This is a genomic window from Mycobacterium stomatepiae (assembly GCF_010731715.1).
GTDB lineage: Bacteria > Actinomycetota > Actinomycetes > Mycobacteriales > Mycobacteriaceae > Mycobacterium > Mycobacterium stomatepiae.
In genome coordinates this window covers 1,222,656-1,238,407 of record NZ_AP022587.1, presented here as the reverse complement: position 1 = coordinate 1,238,407, position 15,752 = coordinate 1,222,656, and the positions used below count along the sequence as shown (strand labels likewise).

The window sequence follows — 15,752 nt, the reverse complement described above, 5'->3', positions numbered from 1 at the left end:
ATGAGTGTTTTGACTTCCCCGAAGACCTATACGGCGCTGGGCGCGTTCCACGCCGTCGACGCGGTGTTGTGCGGGATCCAGGTGGCGCCCATCAAGAAAGTTCTCGATGACGTCGGGCTTCCGGAGAACGTCCGCCCGGTGCTGCCGGTGGTGAAGGCGGCCGCCGCGGTCGGCCTGCTCTCGGTCACCCGTTTCCCGGCCCTCGCGCGGCTGACGACGGCGATGTTGACGCTGTACTTCGTCCTGGCGGTGGGGGCGCACGTGCGGGTGCGCGACAAGGTCGTCAACGGCCTTCCGGCCGCGCTGTTCTTGGCCCTGGTCGCCGCGATGACGCTGAAGGGGCCGGACCAGAGCTAGTCGCAGCGAATACCGTTGTGCCGCTTAGGGACTCGGGGGCAACGGTGGCGCGGGCACGACGCTCGGCGCGGGCGCCGGTGCGATGCCGGCGGAAGGCGCGGGGGCGACGCTGACGGGCGGAGCGGGATACACCGGCGCCGGCGTCGACGAGAACGGCGGCGGATAGGGCGGCGGGGGTAGCTGGAGCCGGACGGTGAAGACCAATCCGGTGACCGCGAATGCGGCGATCGCGCCGACGATCAGGCCAACCAGGCCGGCGACGACCAGTGCGGCGGTGGAAAAGCGCCGTCCCGGCGCGCCGGTGTGGGCGGTGTCGGAGGTCATGTGGCTCCCCACGTTGCTCGTCGTATCAGCGCGGTCCGGATTGTTGTGCGGTCACGGCGGTCAGATGCCACTTGTCCAACCACGGCTGCACAAGCTCGGCAACCGAGAACCTAGCCGGGGCCAGACACCCCGCGTTGGGATTGGCGGGGTTGCTGCCCCGGATGTCGATGCCGACGGCGGTGGCGGTGCCGTCGCTTCGGATGAGATAGACCGGGCCGCCGGAATCACCGCATTGGCCGCCGGCCGAGAAGGTGACCTTGCTCTCGGTGATGTCGATTATCGCTCCGCACTCGGCCTCGCCGCTGCTCATGCCGAACTTGCAGAGCTCCTGTCCAAGCGAGAGATCGCTGGCGACCCCGGTGATCGGCAACGTGGCTGCGATGGCCGGGCTCTGCGGGACATTGTCGCCGTTGAGCACGATCAGGCCGATGTCGTGCTGCTCGTTGTGAACGCCCTCGCTGACGGTCCGAATGAACGTGCCCAGCTTCGCGTAGGGCAGGGTTCCGCCGAGATTCATCATCACGACGCTCGGTCTCTGCGGCCGATTGCAGTGTCCGGCGGTGAGAAGACCGGACTCACCCATGCTGGTGCGCACCAAAAATCCAGCCGTGCAACCCATTCCACCGGAACCATCGGTGTAATCGACGTAAATGCCCGTACCCGGTCCGGCGACCGCGGACGCGGGCAACGCGATAGGCGTCAGGTTTGGCTCTGCGAGGTCCGGCACGTGTGCGACGTTCTTGGGTACCAGCCAGATGGCCGCGATGCACACGACGGCGGCTACCGCCGCGGCGATCGTCAGTACCGAGGCGTGCGTACGCGCTCGCGGTGCCGGCGGGTAGCCGACCGCTGCCGTGGTGAGGGCGCCGCCGGCCGGGACGCGAAGCAGCTTGATCCGATCGAGCAGAAAGGACACGACCGCGACGGCCACCGACGCGAGGGCACAGAGCAAAAGCATCAGGAGACCGGCGCGCGACGGCTGCAGGCCGAAACTCGCAAGCTGCTGCGCGTAAACCCGCTCCATTGAGTAGATCTTTCAGGCAACGGGCGGCCCGCTCAACAAAATGGCTGAGTTAGCCGAAAATCGCGGGCTCGGGGGCGGCCTCGTCCGGCGCGTGGTGACGCCGGCGGTAGTGCCGTATTTCGAGGAACAGCCCCGCGAGCCCCATCGCGCTGGTGACCAACGACACCAGGAAAAGCAACGGGCTGGGGTGACCGGCCAGCGCGTCGCCGAGAAAAACAACCGCGGCGGTGCCGGGCAGCAGGCCGGCCAGCGTGGCCAGCGTGTAGGGCAGGATGCCGACGGCGGACGCGGCGGCCGCATAGTTCACCACCGAAAACGGCAGCACCGGAATCAACCGCAGCGACAGCACCGACACCCAGCCCCGCTCGCGCAGCCGCTCGTCGGCGCGGTGGATCGCGCGATAGCGAACCAGCCGGTTCAACCGCCATCCCGCGGCGCGGACCAGCAGCAGCGCCAGCACCGCGCTCGCGGTGCTGGCGACCACCGCGATCACGACCCCCAGGGCCGGGCCGAACAGCAGGCCCGCGGCCAGGGTGAACGCCGTGCGGGGGACGGGCACCACCGTGACGAGGATGTGCGCGACCAGAAACGCCAGCGGGAACCACGGGCCCAGCGATTGAGCCCAATCGCGTAGCTGCACCGCGCCGGGCAGCGGAACCCACAGCGCCACGGCGACCAAGACTGTGATTACGACCACTGCGGTGGCGGCGCGCGGCCGGGACAGCTGGCGCACGCCCGTCCCCAGCGCGCGCGAGAGACTACGCAGCGTGCTGGTGGTTTTTGAGGTGGCGGGGCCCGTCACGTCACTCAACGTTACGGGCCGGAAATGAATAACTTGTATCCCGAGCCTGGTGTTTCGCTCTTGTCCCGGCCCAGACCTCGTCACCCCACGGTTTTTTGCGGCGGGGCCGATCATTTAGCCTGATTAGCAAGTTGAGTGTTGCTCACCAACCTCAAGCAACGTTGCCAATAGCTGCGAAAACAGGAGCAGTCGGTGTCCATTGATGTACCCGAGCTCGCCGACCTGGAAGAGGTCCGCGAGCGTTGGCGCGCCGCGGTCGCCGGTGTGCTTGCCAAAAGCACGCGCAAGGAACCCGCCGAGTTGGGGGAGCAACCCGAGCAGCTGCTGGACACCCCGACCTACGACGGGTTCGCCGTCCGCCCGCTTTACACCGCCTTCGACGAGCTGCCCGAGCCGTCGCTGCCCGGCGAGTGGCCCTATCTGCGCGGCGCAGACCCGTTTCGCGACGTCAAGTCCGGCTGGAAGGTCGTCGAGGCGTTTCCGAGCGCCGGGGCCACCGCCGCCGAAACCAACGCGGCCGTGCTGGGTGCGCTCGGTGACGGGGTCAGCGCGCTGCTACTGCGGGTGGGTGCGGACGGTGTCGCACCACAGGATCTCGAAGGGCTGCTCGCGGGCGTGCACCTGAGCATGGCGCCGATCATCCTCGAGGCCGGCGCCGACTACGCGGCGGCCGCCGAAGCGGCGCTGGCCCTGGTGGCCGAGGTCGAATCCGACCAGCGCGCCACCCTGTCGATAGACCTGGGCGCCGACCCGCTGACCGCGGCACTGAGCGAACGTCCCGCGCCGGCGATCGACGACGTGGTCGCGGTCGCCTCGCGGGCGGCCGGCGATCACGGGGTGCGGGCGATCACCGTCGACGGGCCCGCCTTCCACAACCTCGGCGCCAACGCGACGTGGGAGCTGGCCGCCAGCATCGCGGCCGCGGTGGCCTATCTGCGGGTGCTGACCGAGTCGGGGATTCCGGTCGGACAAGCCTTGGGCCAGATTAGTTTCCGGCTGGCCGCCGACGATGACCAGTTCCTAACGATCGCCAAAATGCGTGCCGCGCGGCAACTCTGGGCGCGGGTCGCCGACGTCGTCGGCGAACCCGACGCAGGCTGGGCGATCGTGCACGCCCAGACGTCGCTGCCGATGATGACCCAGCGCGATCCGTGGGTGAACATGCTGCGCTGCACGCTGGCCGCGTTCGGAGCCGGCGTCGGCGGCGTCGACACCGTGCTGGTGTTCCCGTTCGACATCGCGATCCCGGGCGGTTTTCCCGGCACGGCGCGAAGCTTCGCGCGGCGCATCGCGCGCAATACCCAGCTGCTGTTGCTGGAGGAATCGCACGTCGGCCGGGTGCTGGACCCCGGCGGGGGATCGTGGTTCGTCGAAGACCTCACCAAACGGATTGCCGAAGGTGCCTGGGAACATTTCCAGGCCATCGAGGGCCGCGGTGGATTCGTCGACGCTCGCGACTACATCGCCGAGGTTATCGCCGAGATTGCCGCGCGGCGCGCCGATGACATCGCGCATCGCCGCACCGCGATCACGGGCGTCAACGAATTTCCTAACCTCACCGAACCCGCACTGCCGCAAAGCGATTCGATCGGTCAGCCCGATGTCGGGAACTTGCGGCGCTACGCCGCGGGATTCGAGGCGCTGCGCGATCGCTCGGATGCCTTCCTGGCTCGTACCGAGTCCCGGCCCAAGGCGCTGCTGCTTCCGCTGGGCCCGCTGGCCGAGCACAACATCCGCACCACGTTCGCGACGAATCTGCTGGCGTCGGGTGGCATCGAGGCGGTCAACCCGGGAACGCTCGACGCCGATGGCGTCGCCGCGGTGGTGTCCGAGGCGGGATCGCCTGCGGCGGTGATCTGCGGCACCGACAAGCGGTACGCAACCGAAGCGGCCGCGATCGTCGACGCGGCGCGTACGGCCGGCGTATCGCGGATCTACTTGGCCGGGCCGGAAAAGGCGGTCGCCGACATCGATCCCGAGCACCGCCCTGATGCATACCTGACTGCCAAAATCAATGCGATCGAAGCCCTTTCGGATCTGCTCACTCGGTTGGGGGCGTAACACGATGACGACGTCTACTCCTGTGATCGGCAGTTTCGCCGACATCCCACTGCATGGCGATCGCGAGGGGCGTCCGCCTACCGAAGCCGCCGTGGCCGAGCACGTCGCCGCGGCCGCCAAGGCGCACTGGTACACGCCCGATCAGCTGATCTGGCATACGCCGGAAGACATTGCGGTCAAACCGGTTTACATCGCCGCCGACCGCGCCGCCGTCGAGGCCGACGGCTACCCGTTGAACAGCTTTCCGGGTGAGCCGCCGTTCGTGCGCGGCCCGTACCCGACGATGTATGTCAACCAGCCGTGGACGATCCGGCAATACGCCGGTTTCTCCACCGCCGCGGAGTCGAACGCGTTCTACCGCCGCAACCTGGCCGCCGGGCAGAAGGGTCTATCGGTGGCGTTCGACCTGGCCACTCACCGCGGCTACGACTCCGACCATCCTCGGGTGCAGGGTGACGTCGGAATGGCCGGCGTGGCAATCGATTCCATTCTGGACATGCGGCAGCTGTTCGACGGGATCGACCTGTCGTCGGTGTCGGTATCGATGACGATGAACGGCGCCGTGCTGCCGATTCTGGCGTTGTACGTGGTGGCCGCCGAGGAGCAGGGAGTGCCGCCGGAGAAGCTGGCGGGCACCATCCAGAACGACATCCTCAAAGAGTTCATGGTCCGCAACACCTACATCTATCCGCCGAAGCCATCGATGCGCATCATCTCCGACATCTTCGGCTACACCAGCGCCAAGATGCCGAAGTTCAACTCCATCTCGATCTCCGGCTACCACATCCAAGAAGCCGGCGCCACAGCCGATTTGGAGCTCGCCTACACGCTGGCCGACGGCGTCGACTACATCAAGGCCGGGCTGGATGCCGACCTGGACATCGACAAGTTCGCGCCGCGGCTGTCCTTCTTCTGGGGCATCGGAATGAACTTCTTCATGGAAGTCGCCAAGCTGCGGGCGGGCCGGTTGCTGTGGAGCGAACTGGTCAGCCAGTTCAACCCCAAGAGCGCGAAATCACTGTCGCTGCGCACCCATTCGCAGACCTCGGGTTGGTCGCTGACCGCGCAGGATGCGTTCAACAACGTCGCCCGGACCTGCATCGAGGCGATGGCCGCGACCCAGGGTCACACCCAGTCGCTGCATACCAACGCGCTGGACGAGGCGCTGGCGCTGCCCACCGACTTCTCCGCCCGGATCGCCCGCAACACCCAGCTGGTGTTGCAGCAGGAGTCGGGCACCACGCGGCCGATCGACCCCTGGGGCGGCTCCTATTACGTGGAGTGGCTGACGCATCAGCTCGCGCAGCGGGCGCGTGCCCACATCGCCGAAGTCGCCGAGCACGGCGGTATGGCCCAGGCCATCGACGACGGCATTTCCAAGCTGCGCATCGAGGAGGCCGCCGCGCGCACCCAGGCGCGGATCGACTCCGGGATCCAGCCGGTGGTGGGGATCAACAAGTATCAGGTCGAGGAGGACCAGGAGGTCGAGGTCCTCAAAGTCGAAAACAGCCGGGTGCGCGCCGAGCAGCTGGCCAAGCTGAAAGACCTGCGGGCGGGCCGGGTTTCGCAGGCAGTCGAGGCGGCCCTGGCCGAATTGTCCCGGGCCGCTGCGGCGCACGGCCGGGCGGGCGAGGATGGGCTGGGCAACAACCTGCTGGCGCTGGCCATCAACGCCGCCCGGGCCAAGGCCACGGTCGGAGAGATCTCGGATGCGCTGGAGAAGGTGTACGGCCGTCACCAGGCGGAGATCCGCACGATCGCCGGCGTCTACCGCGACGAAGCATCGGGAGGCGGAAACATGACTTCGTTCTCTGACGCCACCGAACTAGTCGAGAAGTTCGCCGAGGCCGACGGCCGCCGGCCCAGGATCCTGGTGGCCAAGATGGGCCAGGACGGCCACGACCGCGGTCAGAAGGTGATCGCGACGGCGTTCGCCGACATCGGGTTCGACGTCGACGTCGGATCGCTGTTCTCCACGCCCGAGGAGGTAGCCCGCCAGGCCGCCGACAACGACGTGCACGTGGTCGGGGTGTCCTCGCTGGCCGCGGGACATCTGACCCTGGTGCCAGCGCTGCGCGACGCGCTGGCCGAGGTGGGCCGGTCCGACATCATGGTCGTGGTCGGTGGCGTCATCCCGCCCGGCGACTTCGACGAGCTCTACGACGCGGGCGCCGCCGCCATCTTCCCGCCCGGAACGGTGATCGCCGACGCCGCAATCGGCTTGCTGCACAAGCTCGCCGAGCGGCTGGGTTACGACCTGGACTAGCGTGCCTATTCCTAACCGCGAGCGTAAGCACACTGCGAATTTGGCCGGGGTTTTTCGCAGTGTGCTTTCCCCCGCGAGCGGGAGGTGCCCCCAGCTCGCGGTCCCCGGGGGCGGGAAATGAGCTCAGATCTAGCCCAGGCCATTCGCGACGGCGATCACGCGGCGCTGCCGCGAGCCATCACGATGCTGGAGTCCACCCGTGCCGACCATCGGGAGCGGGCGCAGCAGTTGCTGCTGGATCTGCTGCCGGACTCCGGAAAGGCGCACCGGGTGGGCATCACCGGGGTCCCCGGGGTCGGAAAGTCCACCACCATCGAGTCGCTGGGCATGCATCTGATCGACCGCGGCCGCCGGGTGGCGGTGCTGGCGGTCGACCCCTCCTCGACGCGGACCGGCGGCTCGATCCTCGGCGATAAGACTCGGATGTCGCGATTGGCGGCCCAACCCGGCGCCTACATCCGACCCTCGCCGACGTCGGGAACGCTGGGCGGTGTAGCAAAGGCCACTCGGGAGACCATCGTCCTGCTGGAGGCGGCCGGTTTCGACGTGATCCTGATCGAAACCGTCGGCGTCGGGCAGTCCGAGGTGGCCGTGGCCAACATGGTCGACACCTTCCTGCTGCTGACCCTGGCCCGCACCGGTGACCAGCTGCAGGGCATCAAAAAGGGCGTGCTCGAACTTGCCGACATCGTCGTCGTCAACAAGGCCGACGGCGAGCACCTGCCCGAGGCGCGCAAAGCCGCCCGGGAGCTGTCGTCGGCGATCCGGATGATCTATCCGCGCGAAACCCTTTGGCGACCATCGGTTCTCACGATGAGCGCGATAGACGGCAGCGGCCTGGCCGAGATGTGGGACACCGTCGAGCGGCACCGTCAGGTGCTCACCGAGGCCGGCGAATTCGAAACCCGGCGACGCGCGCAGCAGGTCGACTGGACGTGGCAGATGGTCCGCGACACGGTCCTGGACCGGGTGATGACCAACCCGGCGGTGCGCAAGATGCGCGCCGATGTGGAGCGGCAAGTCAAAGCGGGCGAGCTGACACCGGCAATGGCGGCACAGCAAATTTTAGACGCCGCGTCGCGCTAACGGAAAGGTAAATTAATCCGTGTTTGTGCCTCCGGCGGGCGGATCCGAAGTAAATTTAAAATTGTGACGGTAGACAACGGGGTCGATCGCCGTACGAACCCCTCCCACGATGCCCCTGACGCAGGTCATCGTGCGTTCGGTGCGGCGGACCCAAACTTCTCGTGCGTCGTCCGGGGCTTTTCGAGCATGTTCCCCGGTCGCCGCTTCGGCGGTGGGGCGCTGGCGGTCTATCTCGATGGTCAACCCGTTGTCGACGTGTGGACGGGCTGGTCGGACCGGGCGGGCCGGGTGCCGTGGACGGCCGACCGGGCGCCGATGGTGTTCTCCGCGACCAAGGGCATGGCCGCGACGGTGATCCACCGGCTCGCCGATCGGGGGCTGATCGACTACGAAGCCCCGGTTGCCGAGTACTGGCGAGAGTTCGGGGCCAACGGGAAATCCACGCTCACCGTCCGCGAGGTGATGCGGCACCGGGGCGGGTTGTCGGGCCTGCGCGGGGCCACGCAGGAAGACTTGCTCGATCACCTGGTGATGGAGGAGCGGCTGGCCGCCGCGTCGCCCGGACGCTTGCTGGGGAAACCCGCTTACCACGCGTTGACCTTCGGCTGGCTGATGTCCGGCCTGGCCCGGGCCGTCACCGGCAAGGGCATGCGCGCGCTGATTCGCGAAGAACTGGCCGAGCCGCTGGGCACCGATGGTATGCACCTCGGCCGGCCACCCGCCGGCGCGCCCACCCGGGTCGCGGAGATCATCATGCCGCAGAACGTCATCGGCAATCCGATCATCGGCTACGCGGCACGCAAAGTGGCTACGGAGCTGTCCGGTGGATTCCGCTCGCTGTACTTCCGCGGCGTGATGGCCGCCGTGCAGGGCGATATTCCACTGCTGGACGCCGAGATGCCGGCGGCGAACGGGGTGGCGACGGCCCGCGGGCTGGCTCGGATGTACGGCGCCATCGCCAACGACGGTGAGATCGACGGCACCCGGTTCTTGTCGCCCGAGATCGTCGCCGGACTGACCGGACGGCGCAGCCTGAAACGGGACCGAAACATCATGATGCCCTTGTCATTCCACCTCGGCTATCACAGCGTGCCGTTCGGCAATGTGATGCCGGGCTTTGGTCACGTGGGGATGGGCGGGTCGTTCGGCTGGGCCGACCCCGCGTCGGGGCTGGCGTTCGCGTTCGTGCACAACCGGCTGCTGTCGCCCTTCCTGGTGCTGGATCACTCCGGGGTGGCCACGCTGGGCAACCTGCTCAAGGTGGGTGTCGGCAAGGCCCGCAAGCGGAGTTTTCGGCCCGTTACCGAGTTCGGGTCGCCGTTCGGCGAGCAGGGGGCGGTCGCCGGCTGACTCCGTTAGGCGTCGCAACCTCGGGTTAAGCGGTAAAATCAGGCAACCCTCGATGGTGAACGCCCGGTTACCACCAAAGAACCACGAGGTAGGGGGCCGAGCGAAAGAGTTTCCGTTGTGCCAAGACACGTACGCAACCGACGCGCCCGCGTTTATTTTTCTACCGTTCCGTCAATTACGTCGGGCAGTGAGTAAAAGTCGATGTAGCGGTGCCTTCCGCGCCGTACCCCGCACGGAGTCGTGACCGTGACGGCGACGGTCGGTCGGGCCAAGAACGCGCGCCAGGTCAAGAGCGCACATCGCAGGGTCGTCCTGTTCGTGCTCGGGCCGCAACGATCGGGAACGTCGGCGATTACTCGCGTTCTGTCCCTCTCCGGAGGCGCCCTGCCGACCGGGATGCTGGGCGCCGACGCCGGCAATCCGCGCGGCTACTGGGAACCGCGTAAAGCCATCGCCATCAACGAAACCATCCTGCATCGCCACCAGAGCGCGTGGTTCGACCCGTCGCTGCGCTCGATGGACGACGGCGCTCTGGACGCCAAGGAGAAGGCCGCTTGCATCGGTCAGATCGAGGACTATCTCACCGGGCTGCCCGTCGCGCCGCTGCTGGTGATCAAGGAGCCCCGGATCACCACACTGTCTCCCCTCTGGTTCGAAGCCGCGCGACGGGCCGGCTTCGAGGTTGCGGCCGTGATCGCGGTACGCCATCCGATGGAGGTCATCTCCTCGGTCGCCGCGACCTGGCGAGTTTCGCGGGACCTCTCGGCGGCGCTGTGGCTGAAATACAGCCTGCTCGCGGAGCGATACACGCGCGGCCTGCCGCGCGTTTTCGTCGATTACGCCGACTTCCTGGACGACTGGCGCCGGGAAGTGAAGCGGATCTCCACGACGCTGGAGGTCGACCTGAAAGCTCCGCAAGAGGCCGCAATCGAGGAGTTCCTGTCACCCGATCTCTGGCGTCAGCGGCACTCTGGATGCGTGCAAGGGCTCGGTGGCGCGGACTGGATTTCCACCGTGCACACCGCGCTCTGCGCGGCCGCGCATGACGAGCCAGTAGACAATGCTGCTCTGGATGGCATTTTCGAGTCGTATAGCGCCAGCGAACACGAGTTACGCTCGGCCTTCGAGGATTTCCACGCCCACTCCAAGAAAGCCCTCTACCGGTTTCTGAAGCCTTCGATCGCGATGCCGATGATGGAGCTGGTCGCGATGGCGCACCGGCGCCGGGGAACTTGGGCCTAGCGATATGCCGGTTTGCCGAAAACATTTGCGCCGCAACGTCATAACGAATATTCTTCGCTATCGATAACCGCGGTACAGCATCCGGCTATCAACCAACCGGGTCGACGGCTGGGAACCTATATACCGAATGCGGCTAGTGCGCGGACGGTCCTCTATATGATCGACCTGACCCATTGACGAACGGGAGACGTCAGCTCTTGTCAAAATCCGTGCTTATCACCGGTGGAGCTGGATTCATCGGGTCGGCGCTGTCGCGCCGCCTGGTCAAAGCCGGTTACGACGTCGCTGTGATGGATGTTCTGCACCCCCAGGTGCACGCCGCAGGGCAGGCGATCGATCTGCCGTCGTCCGTGCGATTGTTCACCGGCGACGTCACCCACGCACCCGACTGGGATGCGGTGCTTCGGTTGTTCCGTCCTTCGCAGATCGTGCATTTGGCCGCCGAGACGGGAACGGCGCAATCGCTCTCGGAGGCGACGCGGCACGGCTCGGTCAACGTTGTCGGCACCACCCAGCTTCTCGATGCGTTGAGCCGCGCGGGAATCGTCCCCGATCAGCTGGTGCTGGCGTCGTCGAGGGCCGTCTACGGCGAGGGCGCCTGGGAATGCGGCGGGCAGGTCTTCTACCCGCGGCCGCGCAGCCACGCTCAGCTGGTGGCGGGCAACTGGGATCCGCAGGGCCCCACGGGTGAACCCGCGGTGCCCCTGCCGAGCCGCGCGGGCCGAACCGAGCCCCGGCCCACCAACGTCTACGCGGCGACAAAGCTTGCCCAGGAGCACACCTTGGCAGCCTGGACCGCCGCGCACGACACGAATGTGAGTGTGCTGCGCCTGCAGAACGTGTATGGGCCGGGCCAGTCGCTGACCAATTCGTACACCGGAATCGTGGCACTCTTCGCCCGGCTGGCCCGCGAGCAGCATTCGCTGGAAGTTTACGAGGACGGCCGGATCGTGCGCGATTTCGTGTATATCGACGAAGTGGTCGACGCGCTGTTCGCCTCGGTGCAGCAACCCGCGATCGAACAACGCTGTCTCGACATCGGATCGGGCACCCCGACCACGATTCATCAGCTGGCACAAACGATCAGCGCCGTTTGCCGGGCCCCCGAACCGGTCGTGGTATCGAAATTCCGCGATGGCGACGTGCGGGCGGCGAGTTGCGATATCGAGCCTGCCCAAGAAGTGCTGGACTGGCGCCCGAAGTGGACGCTCGACGACGGTTTGCGAAAACTGCTGGAATGGATCGAACGGCAGCGGGAATCCGCTTCCGCGGCAACCGATCACGGGCGCGAATCGAACCGTTCGATAGCAGAACATGCCGGTCGGAACTAGCCGATGGCCGCACGTCGAACAGCTTGGCGTGCAACGACTGGGCACGCGTCACGCCGTCACTTGTGACCACGTGGGAAAGGTCCGCCGGGCCGGGGGCGCGCCGCCGTGAAGTCGAGTTCGCTGTACAGCCCAGGGTGACTTATTAGGCAATCGTGTGATTCATTCATTAACTTTGGGTGATTCGCCCTAATGTAGCCAGGACAGGGAGGTGAACCGGTGGGCGTTGTGGTGGACAGGCGGGCAGTGGAGCGGACGGCAGTTCATCGTCTGTGGAAAGCGGTCCTCATCGGGATTGCGCTCGTCGTGGCTGCGGCATGCTACTTCGAGCCGGCCCTGCTCATCGCAATCGGCGCAATCCTGGTGTTGCTCCTAGGCGCACGCATCGTTTATCCGGGGCGGGATCGCTTCATTCCCAACCTGTATGCCCGTGACACCAAGATCTATGACGACGCCTATCGCGAGTTCATTCATAAGACCATGGAGGATTTGCGTCTGCGCCGAATCCGAGACCACACGTTGTTGTCGGAGGCCTCGGGTTTGGCCGGGCCATCTCTGGGGGACTCCGACGAATTAATCCTCGACCTCGGTGTCTGGATCGGATGGTCGACAAGGCTGATATCGGATGCGAGCGGCCGGATGGTTTACGGTTTCGACAGCTTCGAGGGTCTCGTGGAGGACTGGAAACTCGAGGACCATGTCGTCAAACGCGGAACGTTTTCTTTGTCAGATCCGTTCGCGCAGCGCTTTATGCACGATACCGGCGTGAATTTCCACGAGGGGCTGCCCGACGCCCTCGGTCGTAAAGTCCAGTTCATCAAGGGAAGCACCTACGACACGCTGGCCCCGTTTCTCGCCGAGCGGCCGAATGCGCCGATCAGGTTGTTTCATATGGATCTGGACACCTACGAGAGTTGCCTGCACGCGTTGGAAACGTGCAAGGAACGGTTCGTTCCGGGTTCGATCCTCGTCTTCGACGAGTATCTCGTCACCAATGGTGAAATGCGGGCCTTCTTCCAGTTTCAGTCACGCTACGAATTGGAATGGCAGTACCGCGCTTGGGGCCTCGAGATGATGGAGATGAATCTCGAGATGGTTTCCGCGCGATGGAAGCGCATCTTCTACCGCATGGTCGCGGTCCCGGTGTATTGGCTGATTGGGGAGGGTAGCTTCGCCGTGAAGTTCTTGCGAAAGCCGTTCTGGCGATTTTGGCTGGGCGCCCCGATAGGAGACGTGCTTTTCCTGCTGGGGGTGGCCGGGTCGCGGAAGTCGGTGAGTCTCGAGATCACCGGACTGGGTAAGCTCGACCGGATGCGTTAGCTTGACCGCAATTGGCGGTAGAGTGCCACACGCCGTCGGGGCCCGGCAGGTTCGACTGGCCGTGGCGTCGGCGCAGGAACGTTCTGGGGCGCCGATCCCGTGAAGTCACGCGTCGTGCTGAGGTCAGGTGGCGCCGGAGGCTCGAGGGAAAACCGCGAAATGCATTGGCGGCGTCGGTGGACGTCTAGGCTGAACAACCGGTTGACACATGGGAGTAGAGGCATGGCAAGTAGGGGGCAGTTTTGACCGCGACTGAAACTGATTCGCGTTCGGCGTATCTCGACCTGCTCCGTCGTGACCTCACCCGATACGGCCAGGATCAGCTGGTGCCCGTCGGGTGGTATCGCCTGGGGCGGCCCGTTTTCAATACCCGCAATTTTATGCTGGTGCGTAAATATCCCTTTGACCAGCATGCGCGGGATTTGGGCCTGGATTGGCCGACTGACGCCCTGACAATGATAGGCATGCAGCGGCTGACCAGCCTGCAGAATTGCGTCGAGACGGTGCTGACCGACGGCGTGCCGGGCGACCTGGTCGAGTGTGGCGTGTGGCGCGGCGGCGCTTCGATTTTGATGCGTGCGGTCCTTTCGGTTTACGGAGACCACACGCGAACCGTGTGGCTGGCTGATTCGTTTGCCGGAGTGCCACCGCCCGATACTGTGAATTACAAAGCGGATAAAGGGATTAAGCTGCACCGTCACGCGAAAATATTGGGCGTGCCGGAGGCGGAAGTCAGGGCGAATTTCGAGCGCTACAGTCTGCTTGATGACCAGGTTCGCTTTATCCCCGGCTGGTTCAAGCACACGTTAGCTGACGCTCCGGTCCAGCAAATTGCGGTGTTGCGGCTCGATGGCGATCTGTACGAATCGACGATCCAGGCACTGGACGCCCTTTATCCGCGATTGTCGTCGGGTGGCTATTGCATTATCGACGACTATCACGCCCTGAAGGCGTGTGAGCAGGCGGTGGCTGACTACCGCGAGAAGCACGGAATAACCGCCGAGATCGAGGAAATCGACGGCACCGGCGTGCTCTGGCGCAAGCCATAACGACCTAAGGCCTGAGTTCGCAATGAAATTCGTGCTGGCTAACTACGGAACTCGAGGCGATGTCGAGCCCTCCCTCGTGGTGGCGCGCGAACTGCAGCGCAGGGGCCACGACGTGCGGATGGCCGTCGCGCCCGACCTGATGGAATTCGTCGAGGCGGCGGGCCTTCCGGCGGTCTCCTACGGACTGGACACGCGGACCTGGCTGGACGTCTACCGCAACCTCTGGACGACTTTCTTCAGCAGGTTCTGGCGGGTCCGGCAGCTAAGACGGTTGTGGCGCGAGATGTGGGACCTTAGCGACGAGTGCTGGTCGCAGATGAACACGACACTGGTGTCGCTGGCCGAAGACGCCGACCTGTTGTTCGCGGGGCTGAGCTACCAGGAACCCGCCGCCAATGTCGCGGAGTATTACGACCTTCCGCTGGCCACGCTGCATCACGTCCCGATGCGGCCCAACGGCCAAGTCGTGTCGTTCCTGCCACCACCGCTGGCGCGCTACTCAATGGTCTTGTTCGACTGGTTCTGCTGGCGGCTGAACAAGAAGGTCGAGGACACGCAGCGCAGTGAACTCGGCCTGCCGAAGGCATCCGGCCCGTCCCCGGGCCGGATCGCGAAACGGCAATCCCTGGAGATCCAGGGTTACGACGAAGCGTGCTTTCCCGGGCTGGCGGCCGAATGGGCGAAATGGGACGGCCAACGCCCGTTTGTCGGCACGCTGACGATGGAGCTGACCACCGACGTCGATGACGACGTGGCAGCATGGATTGCCGCGGGCACACCGCCCATTTGCTTTGGTTTCGGCAGCATGCCGGTGGAATCGCCGGCCGAGACCATCGAGATGATCAGCGCGGCCTGCGCGGAGCTGGGTGAGCGGGCATTGGTGTGCGCCGGCTGGAGCGATTTCAGCGGCGTCTCGCACCTCGACCATGTCAAGGTGGTAGGGGCCGTGAACTACGCGAAGGTCTTTCCCGCCTGCCGTGCCGTCGTGCACCACGGCGGCTCGGGAACGACGGCCGCCAGCATGCGCGCGGGCGTTCCCACGTTGATCCTCTCGATGGACCCGAACCAGACGATCTGGGGGGCGCAGCTCAAACGGCTGAAAGTGGGCACCACCCGGCGCTTTTCGAACACCACCCGCGCGTCGCTGCTCACTGACCTGCGCCAGATCCTGGTCCCGGAATACGCGACGAGGGCCCGTGAGCTCGCCATCCGGATGACCAAGCCCGCCGAGAGTGTCAGTACCGCGGCCGATCTGGTCGAAGAGTTCGCTCGTGCGAAGCATTTTGCTTAACCGGCGAACGTGGCTCGCCGCCAATTGTGCAGCGACCGTCGGCAAACATGTCTCGAGTTCGCTATATCCGAAGATTTGCCAGGCGTTTGCGTTGTCGAATATTAAATCGGCAGACCACCTTTGGTCTTCCGATCACATGCTCTGATGGTCGAGAGTTGCTCGCTGCCTACGAACACCGATGTGTCCGCGGCGATAGCGAATTTCGGTTCGGCCCCGGATGCTGAAAGAAGGGTGTGAAGCGATGATAAATGC

The 15,752-nt window shown here is 65.5% G+C and carries 13 protein-coding genes; 10 read left to right on the top strand and 3 right to left on the bottom strand.

Features of this window, described 5'->3' with window-relative positions; translation table 11 throughout:
- The gene (locus G6N54_RS05805; protein WP_163788949.1) at positions 1-357 is read left to right on the top strand and encodes a DoxX family protein; all 357 of its coding nucleotides are present in this window, start codon (positions 1-3) and stop codon (positions 355-357) included.
- A gap of 24 nt (positions 358-381) precedes the next feature.
- Here the strand turns inward: G6N54_RS05805 and G6N54_RS05800 are convergent, their stop codons facing one another.
- Genes G6N54_RS05800 through G6N54_RS05790 form a run of 3 tightly spaced genes read right to left on the bottom strand, consistent with a single transcriptional unit; the run spans position 382 to position 2,507 of the window.
- A complete protein-coding gene (locus tag G6N54_RS05800; RefSeq protein WP_163788948.1) occupies positions 382-681 on the bottom strand; it encodes a hypothetical protein in 300 nt (99 codons plus the stop codon).
- A 25-nt stretch (positions 682-706) separates the two neighbouring features.
- Entirely contained in the window at positions 707-1,705 is a 999-nt protein-coding gene (locus G6N54_RS05795; protein ID WP_163788947.1) for a chymotrypsin family serine protease, read from the bottom strand.
- Between the two features lie 49 nt (positions 1,706-1,754).
- Positions 1,755-2,507, bottom strand: a complete 753-nt coding sequence (locus G6N54_RS05790; protein WP_163788946.1) for a TVP38/TMEM64 family protein — start codon at positions 2,505-2,507, stop codon at positions 1,755-1,757.
- A 192-nt stretch (positions 2,508-2,699) separates the two neighbouring features.
- Here G6N54_RS05790 and mutA point away from each other — a divergent pair, with 192 nt between their 5' ends.
- The 9 genes from mutA to G6N54_RS05745 all read left to right on the top strand — a co-directional run bounded on the left by mutA (position 2,700) and on the right by G6N54_RS05745 (position 15,500).
- The gene (gene mutA / locus G6N54_RS05785; protein WP_163788945.1) at positions 2,700-4,568 is read left to right on the top strand and encodes a methylmalonyl-CoA mutase small subunit; all 1,869 of its coding nucleotides are present in this window, start codon (positions 2,700-2,702) and stop codon (positions 4,566-4,568) included.
- Between the two features lie 4 nt (positions 4,569-4,572).
- A complete protein-coding gene (gene scpA / locus G6N54_RS05780; protein ID WP_163788944.1) occupies positions 4,573-6,834 on the top strand; it encodes a methylmalonyl-CoA mutase in 2,262 nt (753 codons plus the stop codon).
- A 117-nt stretch (positions 6,835-6,951) separates the two neighbouring features.
- Positions 6,952-7,920, top strand: a complete 969-nt coding sequence (gene meaB / locus G6N54_RS05775) for a methylmalonyl Co-A mutase-associated GTPase MeaB (protein ID WP_163788943.1) — start codon at positions 6,952-6,954, stop codon at positions 7,918-7,920.
- A 63-nt stretch (positions 7,921-7,983) separates the two neighbouring features.
- The gene (gene lipL / locus G6N54_RS05770; protein ID WP_163788942.1) at positions 7,984-9,270 is read left to right on the top strand and encodes an esterase/beta-lactamase LipL; all 1,287 of its coding nucleotides are present in this window, start codon (positions 7,984-7,986) and stop codon (positions 9,268-9,270) included.
- Between the two features lie 246 nt (positions 9,271-9,516).
- Positions 9,517-10,512, top strand: a complete 996-nt coding sequence (locus G6N54_RS05765; RefSeq protein ID WP_163788941.1) for a sulfotransferase family protein — start codon at positions 9,517-9,519, stop codon at positions 10,510-10,512.
- Positions 10,513-10,721: 209 nt separating this feature from the next.
- Complete coding sequence (locus G6N54_RS05760; protein WP_163794538.1) at positions 10,722-11,843, top strand: NAD-dependent epimerase/dehydratase family protein; 1,122 nt, start codon at positions 10,722-10,724, stop codon at positions 11,841-11,843.
- A gap of 216 nt (positions 11,844-12,059) precedes the next feature.
- Positions 12,060-13,160 (top strand): class I SAM-dependent methyltransferase, encoded by a 1,101-nt coding sequence (locus tag G6N54_RS05755; RefSeq protein WP_232073406.1) that lies wholly within the window; start codon positions 12,060-12,062, stop codon positions 13,158-13,160.
- Between the two features lie 242 nt (positions 13,161-13,402).
- Positions 13,403-14,209 carry a TylF/MycF/NovP-related O-methyltransferase gene (locus tag G6N54_RS05750; protein ID WP_163788940.1) on the top strand — a complete coding sequence of 269 codons (807 nt, stop codon included), beginning with the start codon at positions 13,403-13,405 and terminating at the stop codon, positions 14,207-14,209.
- A gap of 22 nt (positions 14,210-14,231) precedes the next feature.
- A complete protein-coding gene (locus G6N54_RS05745; RefSeq protein WP_163788939.1) occupies positions 14,232-15,500 on the top strand; it encodes a glycosyltransferase in 1,269 nt (422 codons plus the stop codon).
- Positions 15,501-15,752 lie beyond the last annotated feature (252 nt).